Raw genomic sequence first — 24,733 nt, 5'->3', positions numbered from 1 at the left:
CAGATGAAAACACTAAACGACTTTAATTTTAAGAATAAGAAAGCATTAATTCGTGTAGATTTTAACGTCCCTTTAGATGCGGATTTTAAGGTTACTGATGCGACTAGAATACAAGCTGCAAAACCAACAATTATTAAAATATTAGAAGACGGCGGAAGCTGTATTTTAATGTCTCACCTAGGAAGGCCAAAAGGAGTAGAAGACCAATTTTCTTTAAAACATATTGCTAATAAAGTAGAAGATATTATTGGTGTAGAAACTCAGTTTGTATCAAATTGTATTGGAGAAGAAGCAGAGCGTGCTGCAGCCAATCTAGAACCAGGAAAAATCTTAATTTTAGAAAATCTGCGTTTTCATGAAGAAGAAACTAAGGGTGATGTCGCTTTCGCGGAAAAATTAGCAAAACTAGGAGATATTTATGTAAATGATGCGTTTGGTACTGCTCACAGAGCACACGCTTCAACAACGGTAATTGCTCAGTTTTTTCCAGAAAAGAAATGTTTTGGTTACCTATTAGAAAAAGAAATTAAGAGTATTGATAAAGTAATGAAAACTGGCGAAAAACCAGTTTTAGCGGTACTTGGAGGAGCAAAAGTATCTTCTAAAATTACAATTATAGAAAACATTTTAGACAAAGTAGATCACCTAATTATTGGTGGTGGTATGACCTTTACATTTATAAAAGCACAAGGCGGAAGCGTTGGAGACTCTATCTGTGAAGATGATAAAATGGAATTAGCATTAGAGATTTTAAAGCAAGCAAAAGCTAAAAACGTACAAATACACCTTCCAGTGGATGTACTAGCAGCAAATGCCTTTAGTAACGATGCAGAAACACAAGTTGTTGATGTAACTAAAATACCAGATGGATGGCAAGGTTTAGATGCTGGTCCAAAATCTATAGCAATGTTTCACGATGTTGTATTACAGTGCAAAACAATACTTTGGAATGGACCTTTAGGAGTCTTTGAAATGGAAAGTTTTGCAAAGGGTACAATAGCGTTAGGAGACGCCATAGCAGAAGCAACTAAAAATGGAGCTTTTTCTCTTGTTGGTGGAGGTGACTCTGTCGCAGCAGTAAAACAATTTGGATTTGAAGACAAAGTAAGCTACGTTAGTACCGGAGGTGGTGCAATGTTAGAAAGCTTAGAAGGGAAGACACTTCCTGGTATTGCTGCTATTTTAAAATAATAGAGCACTTTTAATCGTTATGCAATAAATAAAAGTACATGCATCAAGTAAAAATATATAGTGCTTTCTTTTTACTGTTTTTTGGAATTAATTTTGGTTTTGCCCAAGATACAATCCAACAAAGCAGATTAAGACAGGACCAATTACAAGAAGGAGAAGACTACGTTATTGATACAATAATTGACGGTCAAGCCTATTTTAAAAAATCTATAAAATCTATTGAGGTTTTAGAGTTACCTAAAGTGCTTCAGGACCATGAGTTTGCTGCAGATATAGATAAAAAATGGTTAGAAGAATTGTATAGTAATACATTGTTTGATACTATTTATAGAGACGTTTCTGGATTAAAATATGATGCAGTTTACTATCCTGAGTTAACAACAGATACTTTAAAAGCAAGATTACAGCGCTTAAATGCTAGAACACCTTTTAATGTAGAATATAACCCAGGTTTAGAAAGTGTTATTAAGTCGTTTTTAAAAAATCGTCATCATTCTTTTGAACGTTTAATGGGATTAAGTAATTACTACTTTCCAATGTTTGAACGTGAGTTGGATAACTACGATATTCCGTTAGAGATGAAATATCTAGCGATAGTAGAATCTGCTTTAAAACCTCGTGCCCGCTCTAGAGTTGGTGCAACAGGATTATGGCAATTTATGTTTGCAACCGGAAAAGAGTATGGTTTAGATGTAAGTAGTTATGTGGATGAGCGTAGTGATCCAATTAAAGCAACAATTGCGGCGTCTAAATACTTATCTAAATTGTATAAATTATTTGGTGATTGGGATTTAGCTTTGGCAGCTTATAACTCAGGTCCAGGTAATGTTAGTAAAGCAATACGACGTTCTGGAGGCTATCAAAATTATTGGAATATTAGGCCAAATCTTCCACGTGAAACAGCAGGTTATGTACCCGCATTTTTGGCAACAATGTACATTTTTGAATATGCTAAGGAGCATGGATTTGTGCAACATAGACCGGAGTTTCATTTGATAGAAACAGATACCATCCATGTCAAGCAAATGATAACCTTAGATCAGGTGTCGGAATATACAGGTGTGGAGATTGAAACGCTTCAGTTTTTAAATCCGGCTTATAAGTTGGATGTTATTCCTTTTATAGAAGGTAAAAACTACACATTACGCTTACCAAGGACTATTATTGGAGCGTTTGTAAATAACGAAGAGCAGTTGTACGCACATGCTAAAGCAGAATTTGATAAGCGTGAAAAACCACTACCTCAATTTCAAGATTCTGATTCTAAAACTAGATACAGAGTACAACAAGGGGATTACTTAGGAAAAATTGCCCGAAAATTTGGAGTTAGAGTTAGTCAAATTAAACAATGGAACGGTTTAAGAAATAATAATCTAAAAATTGGACAACGCTTAACTATCTATCCTAGAAATGGGGTGCCTGTAAATCGTGCTAAAGCTTCAGCTACAGCTAAAAAAAGAGTAATACCAGCTAACGCAAAAACGTATACAGTGCAACAAGGAGATAGTCTATGGAGTATTTCACAAAAGTTTTCTGGAGTTTCGGTTCAAAATATTAAAGATTGGAATGATATTAGTGGTAACAAATTAAAACCAGGAATGAAACTATTAGTTTCAAAAGGATAATTGATCTCTAAAACAGTATAGAAATGAAAAAAGTCGCTATTTTAATTTTATTAGTATGCACAATACTATCGTGTAAAGAAGGTTCTTCTAAAAATCAACGTTTAGTACCACAATCTTCAGGAAACCTATACAATGTTAACGTTGTTATAGATAATGATCTTTGGAAAGGTAGAGTTGGTGATCAAGTTAGAGAGGTGTTAACAACGGTTGTTCCCGGATTGCCTCAAGCAGAACCTATGTTTGATATAAATCAAATGCCACCACAAGTGTTTTCTGGATTTGCTACTCAAAACAGAATTGTTTTAAAAATTGAAAAAGGGGAAGACGAAGCGTTTAAAGTCCTATCTGATGCTTTTGCAAGACCTCAAAAATTGGTGGTAGTTAGTGGAAAAGACAATAACCAAATTATAAAATTGTTAAGCGCTAACAAAGACAAAATCTTAGAAACGTTTAAAAATCAAGAAATAGAGGCACGTCAAAAGCTAACTAGTAATTCGCCTCACGTTAATAATAATATTGAAAAGGTTTTAGGTTTAAAACTTCAGTTTCCTTCTGCTTATAGAGTAGCAAGAGAAGATGGTAATTTTTTCTGGATTAGAAAAAATTTAACGACAGGTACTAATAACTTTATGATATATCAAATCCCTTTAACTGCTATAGATAAAGAAGGTGATATTATAGAGCAGGTTATTAGAATTAGAGACAGTGTGGGTCAAAAATATGTTCCGGGACCAACAGATGGATCTTATATGATGACAGAGGAGGCGTATACACCGTTTCTATACAATACAATTATAGACAATAAGCCCGCTTATGAAGTTAGAAGTACTTGGGAAATTAAAGACAGCTATAATGCAGGGCCATTTTTAAACTATATGGTTGAAGATAAAATTAATAACCGTTATGTGGTTATTGAAGGGTTTACTTTTGCACCATCAGTAAGTAAACGTGATTATGTTTTAGAGCTTGAATCTATTATAAAATCTTTAGAAATAAACAAGTAAACAAAATTTAAGAGCATAAAAAAAACCAATGCAATGCATTGGTTTTTTTATATGATAAAGTAAAATTTACTTTTTCTCTTCGTTTTCTTCTTCTTCTTTGCTTGCGTCTTTAAACTCTTTAATTCCGCTACCTAGTCCACGCATTAATTCTGGAATTTTCTTTCCGCCAAATAAAAGTAATATTGCTACTACTATTATAATCATTGAAGTTGGTCCTGGCATACCTAAAAATATACTTGCTGAAATCATAACTTAAAATTTAGACCACAAAGTTAATAATTAAACTTTAATAATAACGTTAAAAGACTAACTTTAGCTTAACCTAAAGATGTTAGCACAAATTTTTATTTACTTTTGTTTTTAATATGGTAAAACCCGAAAAAAAATCTAAAAAAATTAAGAAGAAGCTACTACATAGGTATCGTTTGGTAATATTAAACGACGATACTTTTGAAGAAAGACTATCACTTAATTTAACGCGTCTAAATGTGTTTGTTTTAGGCACGCTGTCTGCAATATTTTTAATTGTTTTTACAACAATTTTAATAGCATTTACGCCATTAAAAGAATATATCCCTGGTTACTCCTCAACCTCACTTAAAAAGAAAGCTGTTAAATTAAGTTTTAAAACAGACTCTTTGCAACGTGTTATAGATTTGAACGAAAAGTATTTTACGTCTATTAAGCAGGTGTTACAAGGCGAGGTTAGTACAGTTCAATTTAATAAAGACTCGATAATTCAAGCAGCAAAACTTGAAGCAAGTCAAGTGGATTTAAACCCTATTAAAGAAGATTCTTTATTACGACAAAAAGTAGATAAGGAAGATAAATATAACTTGTTTGAAACCGCAAAATCCAGAGCTAGTTTTGTTTTGTTTCCGCCAGCAAATGGTACGATTAGCGAAAATTACAATAGTAAAACAAAACACTATGCAGTAGATGTTGTTTTAGCAAAAGACACGCCTATAAAAGCAACAGCGGATGGTACTGTTATTTTTGCAGAGTGGACAACGCAAACAGGTTATGTAATTATATTAGAACATAGCTACGGACTAATATCTGTATATAAGCATAATGCTTCATTAAACAAAAGTCAAGGTGATTTAGTAAAAGCAGGAGAAGTAATTGCTGCGTCTGGTAATTCGGGAGAGCTATCTACTGGACCACATTTGCATTTTGAATTATGGAGCGATGGCTATTCAGTAAACCCAACTAATTTTATAGATTTTAAATAATGCTTTCACTAAAATCAGCTTTAGCTAAACCGTTTGCAAAACGCGTTTATAAGAAAATACAAAAATGGGCAAATAACCCAATAGAAACACAAGATAAAGTTTTTAAAGATTTAATAAGCCAAGCAGCAGGTACTGCTTTTGGTATAGATCACGATTTTGTAAGTATCAATAATTATCAAGATTTTATAAAACGAGTGCCTATTAGAGATTACGAAGCTTTAAAACCTTACGTAGACCGTGTTGTGGCAGGAGAAGAAGATATCCTTTGGACAGGGAAACCGCTGTATTTTGCAAAAACCTCAGGGACGACGTCTGGCGCTAAGTATATCCCCATTACAAAGCAAAGTATGCCAAACCATGTAAATGCTGCAAAAAATGCAATATTGCTTTACATTCATGAAACAGGAAATGCAAAGTTTGTAGATGGTAAAATGATATTTTTACAAGGTAGTCCTGTTTTAAAAGAGCAAAACGGAGTACAACTAGGTCGTTTGTCTGGTATTGTAGCACATTTTGTTCCAAAATACCTTCAAAAAAATAGAATGCCTTCTTGGGAAACCAATTGTATTGAAGATTGGGAAACTAAGGTGGATGCTATTGTAGAAGAAACCGTAAACGAGGATATGTCTATAATTTCTGGAATACCATCGTGGGTGCAAATGTATTTTGAAAAACTGCAACTTAAGACAGGAAAAAAGGTCGGTGATATTTTTAAAAATTTCAACCTTTTTATATTTGGCGGTGTTAATTACGAGCCTTACCGTGCTAAATTTGAGAACTTAATAGGTCGAAAAGTTGATAGTATAGAATTGTATCCTGCAAGTGAAGGTTTTTTTGCATTTCAGGACAAGCAAGACAAAAAAGGAATGCTACTGCAATTAAATTCTGGTATGTTTTACGAGTTTGTAAAAGCTGATGAGTTTTTTGATGAAAACCCTAAACGTATTACTATAAAAGATGTTGAGGTTGGTATTAATTATGTTATGATAATATCTACCAATGCAGGACTTTGGTCTTATAACATAGGGGACACCGTTATGTTTACAGAAACAAAACCATACAGAGTTATCGTGTCTGGACGTATCAAACATTTTATTTCGGCATTTGGAGAACATGTTATAGGTAAAGAGGTAGAACAGGCTATGAAGGACGCAACTGAAGGGTCTGAAGTTAGAATTAACGAGTTTACGGTTGCACCACAAATAAGTCCAGAATCAGGATTACCGTATCATGAATGGTTTGTAGAGTTTGAGAATGAACCTAAAGATATTTCCGCTTTAGCGAAAAAAATAGACAAGTCTTTGCAAGAACAGAACAGTTATTATTTAGATTTGTTAGCAGGAAAAGTTTTACAACCCTTGAAAATTACAAAGGTTGAAAAAAATGGATTTCAAAATTACATGAAATCAATAGGTAAGTTAGGAGGTCAAAATAAAATACCGCGATTGGCAAATGATCGTAAAATTGCTGACGCATTAAAATCACAAGTTTTGACTAAATAATAGTATCTTTGAACGTTAAATACATTATATAAGTAGTATGATTAAACAACATGAAAGAACGAGAGCGCAAGAAAGCTCAAATGCAATAGAGCGTATGTATATTACTATGCGTCACTTGTTTAATAGAGGTTTTTATAAGCCTATGGGTGTATCAGGAGAGACACTTCGTGAAGCACTATTAGTGTTGAGGCCAGAAATTTATGGATCTGTAGCAGATGAAAAAGCAGAATTAGAAGGCTTACTTTATGTTATAGATAGACTGCCTCACGGTATTGAAGAGTGTCGTTTTATTAACCTTACAAGTGATGAAGGTTATAAAGATTCTCATTTTGAAGCTATAATTCCGCCTAAGCGTAGAAGAAATTGTTATCGTATTGATAACGAGCAAATGAATATTGAAATCACTAGAGGACGTTCTGAAATTTATGATATTCTAACACACTTAACATTTTTATTTGTAGAATCTCACAAGATTAGTAAACGTGTTATTATTGATGAAAACGGTGCTACAACTAGAGATTGGCAAAAATTAGAAGCAGCAGTTTTAAATAAGAAAAAGCTAACACAAAAAGAACGTGAAATAGCTATTACGCATACAGCAAATATTTTAGGTCGTACGTTTAAAGAACTCTCTACAGTATATGACGTATTTGCATTACCAAGCAAGCCAGAACGTTTATTACATATAGTGTATTGGTTAGGTAAATTAGCGATTGAAGAAGTTGTTGAAAATAGTAAGCGTACCGTAACTTTTAGCCCGGTTTTAAGAGAGCGATTAGGGCACCATATTCATGGTGAAATGTGGGCGAATACAATAAAAGAGACTTTAAAAAAAGAAGGCCTTTTAGAAAGACCAATACATATAATTAGTGCCAACTTACATAGTGTAATGAATACGCTTTATGCACCAATAGCATTAAAAGCAGAAACATCTAAAACCGAAATTTTTAAGGTTTATGAAGCATTAAGTCAAAGCGATAATAAAGCATTAAGAAAAAAAGTAACTCAAAAAGCAGAGCAACAAGGGATGATCTTTATAAAAGATACTTCTGGGACTAATATTGATGTTCAGATTTTTGATACAGCTAAAATAGATTTATCTAAAACAGATTTAAATTTACCAAAACAAGAAAAAGACAAAGAAGCACCAGTGCTTTTTGTTATGGATTACGCTTTTGGAGAGCAAGCATATGAGACTATAGACGAGTTTTTAAAGCCTTTTAGTGAAGATGGCAGCAAGACACATCTAAATATAGAATCTGTCTCTATTATGGGTAAAGCAGGTATCTTAGAAGGAGGTAAAGGTGATATTATGATACCTTCAGCACATATTTTTGAAGGTACTGCAGATAATTACCCTTTTAAAAACGAATTAAGTAAGGTTGATTTAGAAGGTCAAGGCGTTTCTGTTTTTGAAGGTGCCATGATTACGGTGCTAGGAACCTCTTTACAAAATAAAGATATTTTAAAATTCTTTTATAATTCTACCTGGAATGTGATAGGATTAGAAATGGAAGGGGCGCATTATCAAAAAGCAATACAGGCAGCGTCTAAAGTTAGAGGTAGTATAAATCCTGACGTAAAAGTTAGATATGCTTATTACGCAAGTGATAACCCATTAGAAACAGGAGGAACGCTAGCTTCTGGAGGTTTAGGTACTTCTGGTGTAAAACCAACATACCTTATTACAAGAAAAATTTTACAACAAATATTTAACCAATAATTAATTTAAATCATGAGTCAAGAATTACCTAAAAATAACGACAATAAATCCGAAGAAGTTGATTTATTAGTCTTTTTTAACCTAATAGGGAATGCTTTTGGTAAAGTGTATTCTTTTTTTGAAAGGATTGCTAAAACTATTTATAAACTTATAATTGCGCTTTTATTGCACTTTATTAAGTCTGCCAAATGGTATGTTATAGGACTTGTAGTTAGTTTTGCTATTGGTTATGCGTTGGATAAAAACACGGAGAAACAGTATGGGGCTAATATGTTTATAAACACTAATTTTAATTCTACACGTCAGGTTTATGAAAACATGCGAAACCTAAATCAGTTAGCCGCAATTGATCGTGATAATAAGGAAATAGCCAGGCAATTAAAAATAAGTGAAGAAGAAGCTAGCAAAATCAGAAATTTCTATATAGAACCGGATATTGATCAGAACACACAAATGGCCATGTACGTCTCATATAAGCAAGAGTTAGATTCAGTCTCTAAATTAGAGTCCACATTTCAAGATTATCTTGATGGTCTTAATAGTTATAGTTTTAAATCCCATAAAATAGGTGTTTTATCTACTGATAAAAATGTTTATAAAAGTTTGAAAAATAACTTTATTTCATTTTTAAAGAAGAACCCATATTTGGACTCTTTAAAGCAAATAAACTTATTAAATATTAAATCACAAATAAAAGATATATCAGTTCAAATACAAAAGTTAGACTCATTAAAAAACAACTATTTAGCTATTAGAATCAAAGAGTCAGAGAAGTCTAATTCTAACGATAGAAGTAATGGAACTAATTTTTATATGGGTAATTCACAACCAAATGAATTACTGGTTGATGAGTCGGGTATTACTGCTTTATTATTTAGTTTGTCTCAGAAAAGAACAGAATTAAAAAACGAACTTGATTTAAATAAAAACATAATAGATGTTGTATCAGATTTTCCAACTACAGGGTATGATATTTCTGTTTGGACTGATTACAAAAAATACACATTTCCTATAGCTGCGTTTATATTGATTTTTCTAACAATTATGTTATTAAATCTAAAGCGTTTTTTAGAATCTCAAAATAAGTAGAGTCACAATTAAATATGAATACAATACTTGTTACCGGAGGAGCAGGATTTATAGGGTCTAATTTTATTTCTTTTTTTTTAAAGACAAATCCTAGCACTAATCTAGTCAATTTAGATAGTTTAACTTATGCTGGAGATTTAACTAACTTAAAGGAGGTTGAAAACAATTCTAATTACACTTTTGTCAAAGGAGATATTTGTAATAGAGATCTAATTGAGAAACTTTTTGAAAAGTATGAATTTGAAGGTGTTATTCATTTTGCTGCAGAATCGCATGTTGATAATTCTATTACAAATCCAGGGGCATTTATAAACACTAATATTACGGGTACTTTTAATCTTATTGATGTTGCCAAAAAGCATTGGATGTCTTCACCTTTTAATTATAAAAAAGGAAAAGAAAACAATAGATTTCATCATATTTCAACAGATGAAGTTTATGGAACATTAGGTGAAACAGGGTTGTTTACGGAAGACACACATTACGCGCCTAATAGTCCATATAGTGCTTCAAAAGCAGCATCAGACTTTGTAGTCAGAAGTTACTATCATACTTATGGAATGAACGTAGTAACTACTAATTGTTCAAATAATTATGGGCCAAAACAACACGACGAAAAATTAATTCCAACAATTATTAGAAAGGCTATTAATGGAGAAAATATTCCGATTTATGGTGATGGAACTAATATTAGGGATTGGTTATATGTTCTAGACCACTGCAAGGGGATTGATTTAGTATATAAGACTGGTAAATCAGGAGAAACTTATAATATTGGTGGTAAAAATGAACGTAATAATTTAACTATCGTAGATACCATTTGTTCGGTACTAGACGAGTTAATGCCTTCTGAAAAATCTTATAAAGAGCAAATAACATTTGTTAAAGACCGACCAGGACATGATTTTAGATATGCTATAGATGCTTCAAAAATTGAAAAAAATTTAGGATGGCGTGCAGAAGAAAATTTTGAATCAGGAATTAGAAAAACCATAGACTGGTATTTAGAAAAGTATAATAAATAAAGTAATTAGGCATGAAAGGAATTATACTTGCAGGAGGGTCTGGTACAAGGTTACACCCATTAACTAAAGTGTTAAGTAAACAATTGATGCCTATCTATGACAAACCAATGATTTATTACCCTTTGTCTACTTTGATAGGTGCAGGTATACGAGAAATATTAATTATTTCTACTCCAGATCATTTACCTTTATTTAGACAATTACTTGGTGACGGTAGTCATTTAGGTTGTATTTTTCAATATGAAATTCAAGATAAACCTAACGGATTGGCTGAAGCCTTTATTATTGGTGCTGATTTTATTGGTAAAGATAAGGTGGCACTTATTTTAGGAGATAATATATTTTACGGAACAGGCTTAACAGATTTACTAAAATCCAATATAGATCCTACTGGAGGAATTGTTTATGCTTATCATGTCACAGATCCAGAACGTTATGGTGTTGTAAATTTTGACGACAGTGGAAAGGCTTTATCAATTGAAGAGAAACCGGAAAAACCAAAATCAAACTACGCAGTACCAGGCATTTATTTTTATGATAATACTGTATTAGAAATAGCTAAAAATATAAAACCAAGTAAAAGAGGTGAATTAGAAATTACGGACGTCAATAGAGCATATTTGAATCAAGGTAATCTTCAAGTTTCAATATTAGACAAAGGAACCGCATGGTTAGATACGGGTACCTTTAATTCTTTGATGCAAGCATCACAGTTTGTTCAGGTAATAGAAGAACGTCAAGGATTAAAAATTGGTGCAATAGAAGAAGCCGCTTATAGTAGTGGTTTTATATCTAAACAGCAATTGATTGAGTTAGCAAAACCATTATTAAAAAGTGGTTATGGAGAGCATTTAATAAGTCTAGTAAATCAAGAGTAGAATGAGATCTATAGAAACAAAACTAAAGGATTGTTACATTCTAGAGCCAACCGTTTTCGGAGATTCTAGAGGATATTTTTTTGAAAGTTACACCAAAAGTAAATTTGATGTTTTAGTAGGTCAAAAAGTAGACTTTATTCAAGATAATCAGGCGTTTTCCAAAAAAGGAGCTTTAAGAGGGTTACATTTTCAAGAAGGAGAATTTGCTCAAGCTAAATTAGTTAGGGTTACTCAAGGCGTAGTTATGGACGTTGCAGTAGATCTGAGACCTAATTCAGAAAGTTTTTTACAACATGTAACAATTGAATTATCTGAAGAAAACAAAAAACAATTATTTGTTCCTAGAGGATTCGCCCATGGATATATTGTTTTAAGCGATACTGCTGTGTTTAATTATAAGTGTGATAACATTTACAATAAAGCTTCAGAAAATGGTATTATTTATAATGATAGTGACTTAAATATTAATTGGGGTCTGGACTCTGAACAATTTATAATTTCAGAAAAAGACAAAGTTTTGCCAACTATAAAACAACTGTTTAAATGATTAAAATTCTTGTAACAGGTTCCGGGGGTCAATTGGGATCATGTTTAAAAAATAAATCTAAAGAGCTAAACTCTTTAGATTTTGTTTTTTTAGATAGTAAAGCTTTGGATATTACTAACTTTCTCCAAACAGAAGCTATTTTTAGTAATCATAATTTTAATTATTGTATAAATTGCGCTGCTTACACAGCAGTAGATAATGCTGAGATGTATCATGAAAAGGCTCATAAAATAAATGTAATTGGCCCTAAAAATTTAGCTGAATCATCAAAAAAACATGGGGTAACATTAATTCATATTTCAACAGATTTTGTTTTTAATGGTAATGCTAATAAGCCATACAAGGAGACAGACTTAACAGACCCATTAGGTGTTTATGGTCATACAAAATTAGAAGGAGAGCTAGAAATACGGACTGTATTTGACAGCTATTATATTATTAGGACATCTTGGTTGTACTCAGAGTTCAAAAATAATTTTGTCAAAACGATGCTTAAATTGGCTCAAGAGAAAGAAGAGTTAAATATTGTGAATGATCAAAAAGGTACGCCTACAAATGCTAATGATTTGGCAGATGCAATTATAAATATTATAATTAGTAAAAAAAGAGCATTTGGACTGTATCATTTTAGTAACTTAGGAGAAACGACTTGGTATGGTTTTGCAAAAGCTATTTTTGAAATATCTAAAACAATAATTAAAATTAATCCAGTAACTTCTGAAGCTTTTATTACAAAATCAGAGCGACCCAAATATAGTGTGTTGGATAAAACCAAAATTAATTCTGTTTTTAACCTTAATATTCCGAATTGGAAGGATAGTTTGAGTAATCATATTAAAACAATTCATCCTTAATAATTTTTTATATAATGTATTCAGAAAAATATCATGAAGAAGATCTTTCGAAATTTGCTTTTTTAATAACAGGTGGAGCGGGTTTTATTGGCTCTAACCTTGTTGAGTATTTACTTACATATGGCGCAAAAAAAGTTATGGTTTTGGATAATTTGTCAACAGGAAAACTTAGTAATCTAAAACCATTTGAAGCATATTCTAATTTCATTTTTATAAAAGGAGATATTACTAATTTACAAGATTGTCAAGAGGCTATGCAAGGTGTAGATTATGTATTGCATCAGGCAGCTTTAGGATCTGTTCCAAGGTCCATTGATAATCCAATAGCTACCAATAATGCAAATGTAAACGGTTTTTTAAATGTTTTAGTGGCAGCAAAAGATTCTAATTCTGTAAAGAGAGTCGTTTATGCTGCATCATCTAGTACTTATGGAGATAGTCCAATTTTGCCAAAATCTGAAGATATTATAGGTAAACCATTATCGCCTTATGCAGTTACTAAATATGTTAACGAATTGTATGCGGATGTATTTTATAAAACCTATGGATTAGAAACTATTGGTCTTAGATATTTTAATGTTTTTGGCCCAAAACAGGATCCTAATGGTGCATATGCAGCTGTAATTCCTAAATTTATAGGTAAGATGTTAAATGATGAAACCATTACTATAAATGGAGATGGAGAACATTCTAGAGATTTTACTTTTATAGAAAACGTGGTTCAGGCTAATATAAAATCTGTATTAATTAATAATGATACAGCAATAAATCAAGTTTATAATGTTGCTTGTGGAGAAAGAATAAATCTTAATAAATTAATAATGTCAATAAAAGATTGTTTAGAGATTTTTAATGTTTTATCTAAAAGCAAAACTGTTCACGGGTCAGAAAGACAAGGGGATGTAAAACATTCTTTAGCAGATATATCTAAAGCTATTCAATTATTGAATTATAAGCCAAAATTTTCTTTTACTAAAGGGGTGTCAGAGACAGTATCATGGTTTTACATAAAACAGAAGGAAAATGTGTTGTAAAAAAGCAAATTTCATTGTTATTAAACATTAATCAATTAATATTGTATTTAAATTAAATTTAAAGTAACAATTGTATTATGAATTATAAAATTGCAATTATAGGATTAGGGTATGTAGGTTTGCCATTAGCAGTTGAATTTGCAAAAAAATATAAAGTGACTGGCTTGGATATTAATAAAGCGAGAGTGAATGCGTTAAATTTAGGCTACGATAGTACTTTAGAAGTTAGTGATGATAATCTTAAAGCTGTTTTAAATAAAAAAACTGAAATTGGTTTAGAATTGAGTTCTGATCCCAATAGTATATCAAATTGTAATGTTTACATTGTTACTGTTCCTACGCCAGTGGATAAAAATAATAGGCCAATTTTAACACCATTATTAAAATCTTCCGAAACTATAGGTAAATTATTAAATAAGGGAGACATTGTTATTTATGAATCAACAGTATATCCAGGTGTTACAGAAGACGAGTGTGTTCCAGTATTAGAGAAAGAAAGTGGTTTAAAATTTAATGTAGATTTTTATTGTGGTTATTCCCCAGAACGTATTAATCCCGGAGATAAAAATCACACGGTTGCAAACATTTTAAAAGTAACTTCTGGATCAACTCCAGAAATAGGTTTGAAAGTTAATGACTTATATGCTTCTATTATCACTGCTGGAACACATTTAGCTCCAACGATTAAAGTTGCTGAAGCTGCTAAAGTAATTGAAAATGCACAAAGAGATATTAATATTGCATTTGTTAATGAGTTAGCAATGATTTTTAATAAGTTGAACATTGATACACATGCCGTATTAGAGGCAGCAGGAACAAAGTGGAATTTTCTACCTTTTAAACCAGGTTTGGTTGGAGGACACTGCATAGGAGTAGACCCGTACTATTTAGCTCAAAAGGCTCAAGAAGTTGGTTATCACCCTGATATTATATTGGCTGGTAGACGTTTAAACGATGGTATGGGGGCATATGTCGCAAATGAAGTTTTAAAGCTTATGGTAAAAAGAGGTATTGCAATAAAAAACGCCAAAGTATTAATGTTAGGTATAACGTTCAAAGAAAACTGCCCTGACATTAGAAACACAAAAGCAATAGACGTTTACAATACATTAGTAAGTTTTAATATGGATGTTGACATATATGATCCTTGGGCGAATAATGATGAAATAAATAAAGAATATGGTATTTCAAAAGTTGATAAATTAAATGGTACCTATGATGGTATAGTTCATGTTGTTGCACATAACGAATTTTTAGAATTAAACTTAAGTAAGTATAAATCTGAAAATGCTATTGTGTACGATGTAAAAGGATCACTAAATCAAGATATCGTAGATAAAAGATTATAGATGTGAAATCTGCTATAACTAAGATTTAATGTTTTAAACATGATTAAAAAACTAAAAATTCTATTAACTCAAAACAGAAATAAAGCAGTCTTATATTCTTTTACTACATCTTTTATTGCTAGGGTTTTAGGGCTTTTATCGACAATTATAATAACACCTTTGCTATTGCGACATTTTTCTGCCGAAGGATTTGCATTATGGAGTATGTTAATAATTGTAGTGAATTTTTCGGGGTTTGCTGATTTAGGCATGGGTCATAGTTTAATGAATTTATTATCTGAAGCAAAACATAAAAAGACTAAAGAAACAGAAAAAAAACTTATAGTAACAACCGTTATCTTTTTAGTAATAAGTTCTTTTATACTTGCTCTTTTTAGTCTTTTATTTAATTATTTGTTCAATTGGGAAACCTTTTTTGACATATCAAGTCAATCGCTTTCTTATCAAATGAAAAACTCAGTTTATTTAGTAATAGTCTTATTTTTCATCAATGTTCCATTTTCAATAATTCATAAAATACAGTATGCTTGGTTAGATAATCATGTCTATCATATTTGGGAAATAGTACAAAAATTATCTATAATAATATTGGTATATATTGGTGTTAAAAAAGCTTTCTCATTAGAGTATTTTGTAATTGCTTTTTATGCTCCATTTATAATAATAAACATTTTAAATATCTTTTTTTACTCAAAATACAGACCAACAATAAGAGATTGCATCACGAGAAAATATTTTATTTCTTCTATAGATTTAAAGATTTTCAACGTTATATTAAAAACAGGTGTTTTGTTTTTTTTAATGTCATTACTTTTTAATTTAGGTAGATCGTTTGATAATTTTATAATTGGTAGATTTAGTTCTCTTGAATTAGTAACTGATTATGAAATAGTAAAAAAACCATTTGATTTGATTTTAGTGTTTATTATGATGCTCTCTTCTGGGTTGTGGCCGGCTTTTGGCGACGCTATTCACGCTAAAGACTATCAATGGATAAAAAAAGTATTAAAAAAATCCTTATTAAGTGTAATGATTTTTTCTAGTTTAGGAGTGTGTTTTTTAATAATTTACGGAAATAATATTTTAAAAATCTGGTTAAAAGATGATTATAATTTTTCTTTTGAAATGTTCTTACTAATGGCAATATCGTATTTTTTGTTTTCTATAAATAATGTATTATCATCTTTTTTAGGAGCAAATAATATTATTAAAAAACAAATCTATATGTTCTTTGTATATTTGATTGTAAGTGTTCCTTTGAAAATTTATGGAGTAATCCATTATGAGTTAAAAGGATTATTATTATTAAATATACTATCATTCTTTTGTATTGTGTTAGTCCCGTCATTAATAATTAGTTTTAATAAAATAAAATCATTTAATTAAAAAAAATGGAGTATTATTATAAAGAAGTATCACCAAATACTATAGCAGACATTCAGTTTTTAATTAAAGCTGTTTATGGAAGAGAGGCTACTTTAGAAGCCTTAAATAAAAAATATGATACCACAAAATCAGGTTTATACACTGTAGGGTACCTAGCCTATTCAAAAACTAATGATCAACCTGCGGGGTATTATGGAGTTTTTCCGACTGTTTTTGAATATGACGATAAAACTGTTCTAGCAGCGCAGTCAGGAGACACAATGACTCATCCTAATCACAGAAGAAAAGGGCTATTTGTAACACTTGCTACTATGACCTATGATTTGGCTAAAAATAAAGGAATTGAATTTGTTTTTGGTTTTCCTGTAGAGGCATCTTATCACGGATTTGTTAAAAAATTAAATTGGAGACATGATAGCAATATCAAAAAATTAGATTTTTTTATTTTCACATTACCATTTAGCTCAATTCAAAGATTGTCTCAAAATTTTTATTTAAAATTTGTAAATACTTTATTTTCAAACTCAAAAAGTAAAAATGATTACCCTTTCATGAATGAAGAACTGAGTAATCCAAAAATTAAAAGAGACTCCTATTTTTATGATTATAAAGACAAGGAAAACAACTTTAAACTTATGTTTCTGGGCTTGAATATTTGGTATCAAATTAAAGGAGAAACAATGATTATTGCAGATTTAGAATATAATCAAAAATTAAAAACTAAAGCAGTTATTTCAAGATTGAAGTTTTTAGCTTTTTTAATGGGTATATTAAGAATAAGCTTTCATTTGAGTCCAAATAGTTTGTTTGCAATTAAATTAAGTCAGCAATACGACTTAAAAGAAGGTTTAGCAATAGGATATGTGGATTTATTAGACACACAACTTCCTTTAAAGGAAATGTGTTTTACTTATGCGGATTTTGACACTTTTTAAATTATGAGACAAAGTATTAAATTGTTTATCTTATTTCTTGGTAATATTTTATATAGAAATAATAAAAGTAAAGTTATTTATTATCATGATCTTCATGGATCCAAAAGTTATACTAAAATGTCAACTTCGATTGAAGAGTTTGAAATGCACCTGACACAAATTAGATTAAAAAACTATAAAATAGTAGACCAAATTAATCAAGAAAAACAACAAATCAAAATTTGTTTTGATGATGGTTTTAAAGGTATATTTGACAATAAAGATTTTTTGATATCCAATAATGTTTTTGTAGAAATATTTTTAATTACTGATTTTATAGGTAAAGAAGGATACCTTACAAAAAAAGAGATTTTAGAGCTGGATAGTTTTTCTAATTTTAGTTTTGGAAGTCACACAAAGACACATTCAAACTTAGGCGATTTAGACGATGTAAGTATTACACAAGAATTAGCTAAAAGTAAAGAGGTTATAGAGAAGATGTTAAACAGAAAGATTGATTCTTTATGTTTTCCAAGAGGAATATTTTCAAGTAAAACATTACAAATAGCGAAAAAGCTTGGTTATATTGATCTGTATAGTTCTATTCCTGGTAAATTTTTGAAGAATAACAAACAGTTTGAAATAATAAATAGATATTTGGTTCAGTTTGCATCAAAAAAAGAATTTGGATTTATTTTAAATGGAGGTCAGGACATATTTAAAGACAGAATAACAAAGCAACACTATAGAAGATAACATTGAAAATTAAAACAGTCATAAATACGGGTTCCTTTTTAGGAATGTTATTATTATTAGTTAGCTTTTATAACTCAAGCATCTTTCCTATTTTATTTAAAATCCATGGAGATGTCTTTTACTATTTTTTAATATTTTTTGTTAGTGTATTTATTTTATTTTCTTCTAAGAAGATGTACAATTATTTAATACCTCTAATTTTTGCAAGTGTCTTAAGTATTTTTTTTAATGACATCCCTTCAGAGTTTAAGTCCCACTTAAGATTATTTGCATGGGTTTTGTTATTATTAGCTGTTGGACCATTAATAAGAAATAGGGTTTCTCATAAAATTAAAGAAAAAATCTTTTTTTTGTTTCCTAAAATGTGTGTAATTGCTTCTGTATTATCTTTTTTGTACTGGGCTGTTAACTTCAAAGTAGTGGGTAGGGGGTTTTTTACTGGGGTTATGGCACATGCAATGTTAGTAAGTCCAATCGCAAATATTGCATTAATGTATGTTTTTATTCTTTTCTTAGAAGAGACTAAAAAGAGTAAACAGTACCTATATATGCTTTTACTGGTTGTAATTGGTATCACTTGTCTTTTAGGAGCGTCTAGGGCTGCTCTATTAGGGTCAGTAGTGGGGATCACTGTTATGCTTTATTTTCATTCAAAGAAAAAGTTTTTGATTTTAATAAGTGTTTTTCTTTTGCTATCACCTGTCTATTTTACTTACAATTATTTTCAAGAAAGTAAAATTAGAAAAGTATCATACACTACTTCTGCTCAAAACAGAAATATTTTAGAAGGATTGAGTAGAAAAGGCGCTGATAATACAAGAGAAGGTCTTTGGGAAGATAGGCTTAACGAATTTATAGCTAATCCTGTGTTTGGAAGTGGATTTGCAGCAGTGGATTTTGAGGTAATAAAATATAAGGCATTTGTTAGAGATGGGGGGGTAGTGGAATTTGGTTCCGGCTATTTAGCGTTAGTATCTACTTTAGGAGGATTAGGAATAATAAGTTTTTTTTATCTTCTATATGGCTTATATCGGATTTTAAAGAAAAATTTTAAATACAAAAGTTCAAAAGTTCAATTAATGGTAATTATGTATTTATGTTTTTTTGGAGTTCACCTTTTTTTTGAAGGATACCTTTTAGCGGTTGGTACGTTATTAAGTTTAGTCCTTTGGACTGTTTTAGGGTATTTGTTTGATTTTAAATATTTTACAAAACAAGAATAATGAATATATTATTTCCAATAAGAGCGTTTTATCCTGCTCAAACGGGTGGTCCAGCAAATACTGTTTATTGGTTGGCAAAGGAACTTGCTAAAAACAATAAGGTTCATGTTGTTACAACAAGTTTGGATGTAAATAAAGAATTGATATCAGAAAATAGATGGACTGATTTAAACGGAATCAATGTTATTTATGTGACAAATCATAAAATCCCAATATTGATTTATTTAAATTCATTTAAAAAAATTTTTAAAACTGATATTATTCATTTAAATAGTCTTTTTGATCTTAGCTCTCTGCCAATTGCTTTATTTGGATTAATATTGAATAAAAAAATCATATGGTCTGTAAGAGGAGAACTTGAAGGTTATGCTTTAGGTTACGGTCATTTTCGTGTTAAAAAAATATTTTTATACATAATTAAGAAAATTTCAAAGAACATCATATTTCATGCAACTTCCGAATCTGAAGTCAGTAATGTTTTAAATTGTTTTGGTAGAAAAACAAATGTTTTTAAGTTACCAAATTATATGATGTTACCTCAAAAAATTGAAGAAATAGAGGTGAAAAAACAATTATTGTTTGTTGGTAGAGTTCACCCTATAAAATCTATTGATAAATTGCTTAAAGCATTATCGGTTTCTGAAGCTTTTTTAAAAAGTGATTTTATTTTTAAAATAGCAGGTATTGGAGATGTAGGGTATATGGATCAAATTACTTCTTTAATTATAAATTTAAAACTATCTCATAAAGTTGATTTTTTAAAAAGAAGAATAGAAGGTAAAGAGAAAGAATTATTATATGCTGAGAGTTACTTTTCTTTTTTAGTCTCTGAGTCAGAGAACTTTGGAGCAGTTGTAACAGAAGCTATGGCTCAAGGAACACCTGTTGTTACCTCAAAAGGAACACCTTGGCAAATTCTTGAACAGGAAGAAATCGGCTTTTGGATTGAGAATAACCCTGAACAAATCTGCCAAATAGTAGACAAGATATTATTGTATAACGATCAAGAATATAGGGAGATAAGACAAAAAACTTATAATTTTGTGTTGTCAAATTTTAATATTGAAAATAATGTAAATAAATGGGAAAAGGAATATTTAAAGACGCGAACTTAATTATAAAAAAGTATAGCAATCCATTCTTTTTTGTGGCTTTATGTTTTGTAGCTATATCAATAAATTTTCCTAAGCATAATATGAATAGTATTTCAATTATAATCTTAAGCATTTCTTGGTTACTGAATGGGGAAAGTTTAAAAAAGAAGTATTACAAGTTTTTACATAACAAAACTGCATTACTCTTTGCACTTATTTTTTTTTGTTATTTTATAGGATTGGTTCATACTAAAAATTTGGAAAGAGGCTTTAGAGTATTAGAGATAAAGTTGCCTTTAATTATTTTTCCAATAATCTTAGGGTCAACATCTTATTTTTTAAATCAAAAACAAAAAACTGTTTTTTCATATATATTTATAGCTTCTAATCTTCTTATTGGATTTTATACAATTTTTTGTGTTTATTTTGATATTGGATTAGTGTCGGAAAGATTTATACAAACGGGTGTTAAATATTATACCCATTCAGATTTAACTATAAAAGTGGATAATCATCCAACTTATCTTTCTTTTAGTTTTTTAATTTCGTTAGTTTTTTTACAATACCTACTAGATAATAATCGAATTAAAACAGTAGTGTTTATTGTGCTTTTTATTTTATTATCGTTTTATTTATTCCTTCTTTCAAGTAAGCTTGGTGTTTTTCTTTATTTAGTTTTAATTATTTACTTTTATTATTATAAATTTAGAATAAATAAACAATTAAAACTAGGACTTTTAACTATTTCTATTTTAAGTTTTTTTTATATTTTTTTCACTCAAAACTCCATTAAAAAAAGGTATGAAGAAGAGTTTTTAAGCCTTAAATCATTCAAAAACATAAGAAATAAAGAGGTTCCTTTTCATCTAAAAAATCAAAGACTAATTGCTGCAGATATTTTCTTTTCGCAACCTATAATAAATCTTTTTTTTGGAATCGGAACTGGTGATACTCAAGATTATCTTGATAAAAAATATAGACACTACCTTGAAACAGTAAATAGAGGCGCTTTCAAAGATTTAAATTTTCATAACCAATTTTTTCAATTAAGCAGTACCATTGGAATTTTAGGAGGATTGTTATTGATTTATGTGCTTTTAGCTCCATTTATCGTTTCATTAAAAGATGGTAATGAAGAATACATGCTGTTTTTACTACTGATTTTTTTATTTTTTATGATTGAGTCTTTTTTCGAAACTCAAAGAGGAACTGTATTGTATTCTTTTTTTAATTCATTATTAGCATTTTTATGGTATAAAAAGAAAACTGTATCTTTGAAAAATAGTGCTTCACATTACACCAATAAATTTTTAAAGGATGAATTATAAATTGTCATTTTACATAATATTTGTTTTCATGTTATTAGCCTCTTGCGGAAACAAAAAAGAGAGTCAACCGAATAAGACTGATAAAAAAGTAATAATAAAAGAGCAGGCAAAAATTCAGGCTAATTTATTAAATTGGAAGGAAACTTGGGTTGAAGGTATTGGCTCTGTTCCTGGATTTAAGTCATTTGGTAAAGAAGAGGAAAGTCGACGTGTTAAAGGTGTTAATTTTGATTTTAAACAAGATATATTGTGGGAATGTATTCCAGATAATTCCACGACATGGGATGGAGGCTTCGGTACAGATTACTTACCAATAGATAACCAATATGCATATAGATTTACATCTTGGGTTAAAAAAACTAACGGAAAAGTTGGTAGAACTTATTATGCTGTAACAGGAGTTACTGAAACAACAGGAGAAATAGTTAAAAACGCTAATTTTGTAAACGCTGGATTTGTGCCAGAAAAATTGGAGGAATGGTATTTGTTAATTGGATATATATATCCTTACGATTACGAAGATGATGTTGAGAAGCAACCAATATCGGGTGTTTACTATTTAGGAGAAAAAGTTGCTGAAGGCAGAGATTTTAAGTGGGAGAAGACCACTGATAAAGCTGCTTTTCGAACTCTGCTAAATAATTGTAAGAATAGCTTAGAAGAACGTTTATATATTTCTCAACCAACATTATATAAAATAGATGGTACAGAACCTAAATTAAAAGATGTAATATAGATTATTTAATGACATCTATTTATTCAAGTTTATAATCGTATGTAAGACAATGAAGATATCAAATTTAAATAAGTTTTTTTTTTGTAACTTATTATTAATTATGTTTATTGGAGATTTAGTGACAAAATATTTTAAAATTGAAACAATTTTTTTTTATTCATACGGAACAATTTTTAAGTTTTTTTTTCAACTTATTTTGATATTTAACTTAATATACCTTAGAGCATGGAAAACAGAAAAATTTAAGTATTTAATACTTTTGACTTGCGTCTTTATTATAGGTCAAATAAGTGAATATATAATATACGATGATATAAAACAGTCTCATTTTATACACAATGTTTTTAGATTTAATACTTATATTTTTTTAATCCTTTTTGTTATAGTATTTAAAGTATCAGATATAAATCAAATTAAAATAACAGAAAGCAATATAAATTGGATAAAGAAAATAGGTTTGATAAATATTCCTTTTCTTTTAATAGGCCTAGTAACTCAAATAAATTTTTTTAAATCTTATCCTGGTTCAGATAGATTTGGTATAAATGGTATTTTAACTTCGTCTGGAACAGCAAGTTTTTTTTATGTGTTTTTAATTCTTATTTTATACGTAGAATTTGTTAAAAAACAAACTTGGAGTATTTTATTAATTCAATTTATTGTTTCATTTTTAGTAGGTACAAAAACTATTTGGTTTTTTAATGGACTATTAGTGATAATCCATTTTTGCTTTATAATAAATAAAAAATATCGTACTATTTTTCAATCTATATTTTTGTTTATCGGGTTATTAGTTTATTTGTTTAGCCATAAAATAAAACTATTTATAATAGGATTATTCTCATTTGGAGAAAGGATATATAATGAATACGGTTTTATAACTGTTATTCTTTCAACTAGAGACTTATTTTTAGTTAGAGCAATAGAAGTTTATAAAGAAAAAGCATCATTAGTAACATTTCTTTTTGGTGGTATAAATGATAAATTAATAAATGTAGAATTTGAATTTATAAAATTATTTTTATTCTTTGGCTTAGTAGGAAGTGTAGTATATTTATTTTTTCTTAAAAATATTTTTTTCAGGAAAAATCAATCTAAACTTAAAACTATTCTTTTTACAGTAATAATTGTAATAAGCGCATTATCGGGTGCCTTATTATATAGTGTATTTTGCTCGATATTATTTTATATTACATTTTTATATATAGACAAATTAGAAAACAACTCATTAAATGATGACATTCAAAGATAAGACACTATTGATAACAGGTGGTACGGGTTCCTTTGGTAACGCTGTGCTTAATCGTTTTGTTAACTCAGACATTAAAGAAATTAGAATTTTTTCAAGAGATGAAAAAAAGCAAGACGAATTAAGGCGTAGACTATCCAATCCTAAAGTTAAATTTTATATCGGAGATGTTAGAGATTATAGATCTGTAGAAACCGCAGTACGAGGTGTGGATTACATCTATCATGCAGCAGCATTAAAACAAGTTCCATCCTGCGAGTTTTTTCCGATAGAGGCTGTTAAAACGAATGTATTGGGTACGGAAAATGTTCTAGAGGCAGCAATAAAATATAATGTAAAAAGTGTTGTGGTATTAAGTACTGATAAAGCAGTTTACCCAATAAACGCTATGGGGATTTCAAAAGCAATGATGGAAAAAGTGCTTATTGCTAAATCTAGAAATGCTGGAAACACAATAATATCAGGTACGCGCTATGGTAACGTAATGGCATCAAGAGGCTCTGTTATTCCTCTTTTTATTGAGTTAATGGCAAAAGGAGAAGATCTAACCCTTACAGATCCAAAAATGACTCGTTTTATGATGACTTTAGAAGATGCTGTAGATTTGGTTTTATTTGCATTTAATAATGCAGAACCAGGAGATATGTTTGTACAAAAAGCGCCAGCTGCAACAATTGATATATTGGCAAAAGCATTAATTGATTTATACAAATCAGATAGCAAAATTAAAGTAATAGGTACTCGTCATGGAGAAAAACTTTACGAATCCCTTTTGACTAGAGAAGAAAGGGTTAAAGCAGAAGATTTAGGTGAATATTACAGGGTACCGGCAGACAATAGAGATCTTAATTATTCCAATTATTTTTCTGAAGGAGAAATAGATATGGATCTGGTTGAAGACTACCACTCGCACAATACAGATCAATTAGACGTTGAAGGGATGAAAAAACTGCTTTTGAAACTAGATGTTATAAAAGATAATATTTAGTGT

General features: G+C 29.9%; 23 protein-coding genes. 22 read left to right on the top strand and 1 reads right to left on the bottom strand.

The features are described 5' to 3' along the window. The first annotated feature begins 3 nt into the window (after positions 1–3). From ACZ2G2_RS05705 to ACZ2G2_RS05695, 3 genes are read left to right on the top strand one after another with little or no spacing between them, the layout of a single operon-like run. Positions 4–1,191: a phosphoglycerate kinase gene (locus ACZ2G2_RS05705; protein ID WP_090837124.1), complete on the top strand. Its 1,188-nt coding sequence runs from the start codon at positions 4–6 to the stop codon at positions 1,189–1,191. A gap of 38 nt (positions 1,192–1,229) precedes the next feature. Then, positions 1,230–2,816: a LysM peptidoglycan-binding domain-containing protein gene (locus ACZ2G2_RS05700; RefSeq protein WP_470394462.1), complete on the top strand. Its 1,587-nt coding sequence runs from the start codon at positions 1,230–1,232 to the stop codon at positions 2,814–2,816. A 23-nt stretch (positions 2,817–2,839) separates the two neighbouring features. Next, positions 2,840–3,820, top strand: coding sequence for a DUF4837 family protein (locus tag ACZ2G2_RS05695; protein WP_272023236.1), 981 nt, complete (start codon positions 2,840–2,842; stop codon positions 3,818–3,820). A 66-nt stretch (positions 3,821–3,886) separates the two neighbouring features. Here ACZ2G2_RS05695 and ACZ2G2_RS05690 read toward each other — a convergent pair whose 3' ends face one another. Beyond that, positions 3,887–4,069 carry a Sec-independent protein translocase subunit TatA/TatB gene (locus ACZ2G2_RS05690; protein WP_090837130.1) on the bottom strand — a complete coding sequence of 61 codons (183 nt, stop codon included), beginning with the start codon at positions 4,067–4,069 and terminating at the stop codon, positions 3,887–3,889. Between the two features lie 116 nt (positions 4,070–4,185). On the opposite strand from ACZ2G2_RS05690, the gene ACZ2G2_RS05685 reads away from it, so the two are divergent. The 19 genes from ACZ2G2_RS05685 (at position 4,186) to ACZ2G2_RS05595 (ending at position 24,730) form a co-directional block, all read left to right on the top strand. Continuing rightward, positions 4,186–5,055 (top strand): M23 family metallopeptidase, encoded by an 870-nt coding sequence (locus ACZ2G2_RS05685; protein WP_090837132.1) that lies wholly within the window; start codon positions 4,186–4,188, stop codon positions 5,053–5,055. Beyond that, positions 5,055–6,557 (top strand): GH3 auxin-responsive promoter family protein, encoded by a 1,503-nt coding sequence (locus tag ACZ2G2_RS05680; protein WP_470394460.1) that lies wholly within the window; start codon positions 5,055–5,057, stop codon positions 6,555–6,557. Before ACZ2G2_RS05685 ends, ACZ2G2_RS05680 begins: the two co-directional genes overlap by 1 nt. A 37-nt stretch (positions 6,558–6,594) precedes the next feature. Continuing rightward, on the top strand, positions 6,595–8,280 hold the full coding sequence (locus ACZ2G2_RS05675) for a DUF6909 family protein (RefSeq protein ID WP_470394458.1): 1,686 nt from the start codon (positions 6,595–6,597) through the stop codon (positions 8,278–8,280). Positions 8,281–8,292: 12 nt separating this feature from the next. Then, the gene (locus tag ACZ2G2_RS05670; protein WP_470394457.1) at positions 8,293–9,369 is read left to right on the top strand and encodes a hypothetical protein; all 1,077 of its coding nucleotides are present in this window, start codon (positions 8,293–8,295) and stop codon (positions 9,367–9,369) included. A 14-nt stretch (positions 9,370–9,383) separates the two neighbouring features. After that, positions 9,384–10,394 (top strand): dTDP-glucose 4,6-dehydratase, encoded by a 1,011-nt coding sequence (gene rfbB, locus ACZ2G2_RS05665; RefSeq protein ID WP_470394455.1) that lies wholly within the window; start codon positions 9,384–9,386, stop codon positions 10,392–10,394. An 11-nt stretch (positions 10,395–10,405) separates the two neighbouring features. Further along, positions 10,406–11,272, top strand: a complete 867-nt coding sequence (rfbA, locus tag ACZ2G2_RS05660; RefSeq protein ID WP_470394453.1) for a glucose-1-phosphate thymidylyltransferase RfbA — start codon at positions 10,406–10,408, stop codon at positions 11,270–11,272. 1 nt (position 11,273) lies between these two features. Continuing rightward, positions 11,274–11,819, top strand: a complete 546-nt coding sequence (gene rfbC, locus ACZ2G2_RS05655) for a dTDP-4-dehydrorhamnose 3,5-epimerase (protein WP_470394451.1) — start codon at positions 11,274–11,276, stop codon at positions 11,817–11,819. After that, on the top strand, positions 11,816–12,673 hold the full coding sequence (gene rfbD / locus ACZ2G2_RS05650) for a dTDP-4-dehydrorhamnose reductase (protein WP_470394449.1): 858 nt from the start codon (positions 11,816–11,818) through the stop codon (positions 12,671–12,673). The genes rfbC and rfbD overlap by 4 nt, the downstream gene beginning before the upstream one ends. Before the next feature lie 14 nt (positions 12,674–12,687). Beyond that, positions 12,688–13,707 carry an SDR family oxidoreductase gene (locus ACZ2G2_RS05645; protein ID WP_470394447.1) on the top strand — a complete coding sequence of 340 codons (1,020 nt, stop codon included), beginning with the start codon at positions 12,688–12,690 and terminating at the stop codon, positions 13,705–13,707. 77 nt (positions 13,708–13,784) lie between these two features. After that, entirely contained in the window at positions 13,785–15,056 is a 1,272-nt protein-coding gene (locus ACZ2G2_RS05640; protein ID WP_470394445.1) for a nucleotide sugar dehydrogenase, read from the top strand. A gap of 39 nt (positions 15,057–15,095) precedes the next feature. Next, entirely contained in the window at positions 15,096–16,442 is a 1,347-nt protein-coding gene (locus tag ACZ2G2_RS05635) for a lipopolysaccharide biosynthesis protein (protein WP_470394444.1), read from the top strand. A 5-nt stretch (positions 16,443–16,447) separates the two neighbouring features. Next, a complete protein-coding gene (locus ACZ2G2_RS05630) occupies positions 16,448–17,377 on the top strand; it encodes a GNAT family N-acetyltransferase (RefSeq protein ID WP_470394442.1) in 930 nt (309 codons plus the stop codon). A 117-nt stretch (positions 17,378–17,494) separates the two neighbouring features. Continuing rightward, positions 17,495–18,112 carry a polysaccharide deacetylase family protein gene (locus ACZ2G2_RS05625; protein WP_470394440.1) on the top strand — a complete coding sequence of 206 codons (618 nt, stop codon included), beginning with the start codon at positions 17,495–17,497 and terminating at the stop codon, positions 18,110–18,112. 2 nt (positions 18,113–18,114) lie between these two features. Continuing rightward, the gene (locus tag ACZ2G2_RS05620) at positions 18,115–19,335 is read left to right on the top strand and encodes an O-antigen ligase family protein (protein ID WP_470394438.1); all 1,221 of its coding nucleotides are present in this window, start codon (positions 18,115–18,117) and stop codon (positions 19,333–19,335) included. After that, positions 19,335–20,450 (top strand): glycosyltransferase, encoded by a 1,116-nt coding sequence (locus ACZ2G2_RS05615; RefSeq protein ID WP_470394436.1) that lies wholly within the window; start codon positions 19,335–19,337, stop codon positions 20,448–20,450. Before ACZ2G2_RS05620 ends, ACZ2G2_RS05615 begins: the two co-directional genes overlap by 1 nt. Then, positions 20,417–21,757, top strand: coding sequence for an O-antigen ligase family protein (locus tag ACZ2G2_RS05610; RefSeq protein WP_470394434.1), 1,341 nt, complete (start codon positions 20,417–20,419; stop codon positions 21,755–21,757). The genes ACZ2G2_RS05615 and ACZ2G2_RS05610 overlap by 34 nt, the downstream gene beginning before the upstream one ends. Then, on the top strand, positions 21,747–22,493 hold the full coding sequence (locus tag ACZ2G2_RS05605; RefSeq protein WP_470394432.1) for a hypothetical protein: 747 nt from the start codon (positions 21,747–21,749) through the stop codon (positions 22,491–22,493). Before ACZ2G2_RS05610 ends, ACZ2G2_RS05605 begins: the two co-directional genes overlap by 11 nt. 49 nt (positions 22,494–22,542) lie before the next feature. After that, complete coding sequence (locus tag ACZ2G2_RS05600) at positions 22,543–23,745, top strand: hypothetical protein (protein ID WP_470394430.1); 1,203 nt, start codon at positions 22,543–22,545, stop codon at positions 23,743–23,745. Further along, entirely contained in the window at positions 23,729–24,730 is a 1,002-nt protein-coding gene (locus ACZ2G2_RS05595) for a polysaccharide biosynthesis protein (RefSeq protein WP_470394901.1), read from the top strand. Before ACZ2G2_RS05600 ends, ACZ2G2_RS05595 begins: the two co-directional genes overlap by 17 nt. Positions 24,731–24,733: the final 3 nt, after the last annotated feature.

Source organism: Olleya sp. KKT75 (assembly GCF_055635485.1).
This window is presented reverse-complemented; position numbering and strand designations above follow the sequence as displayed.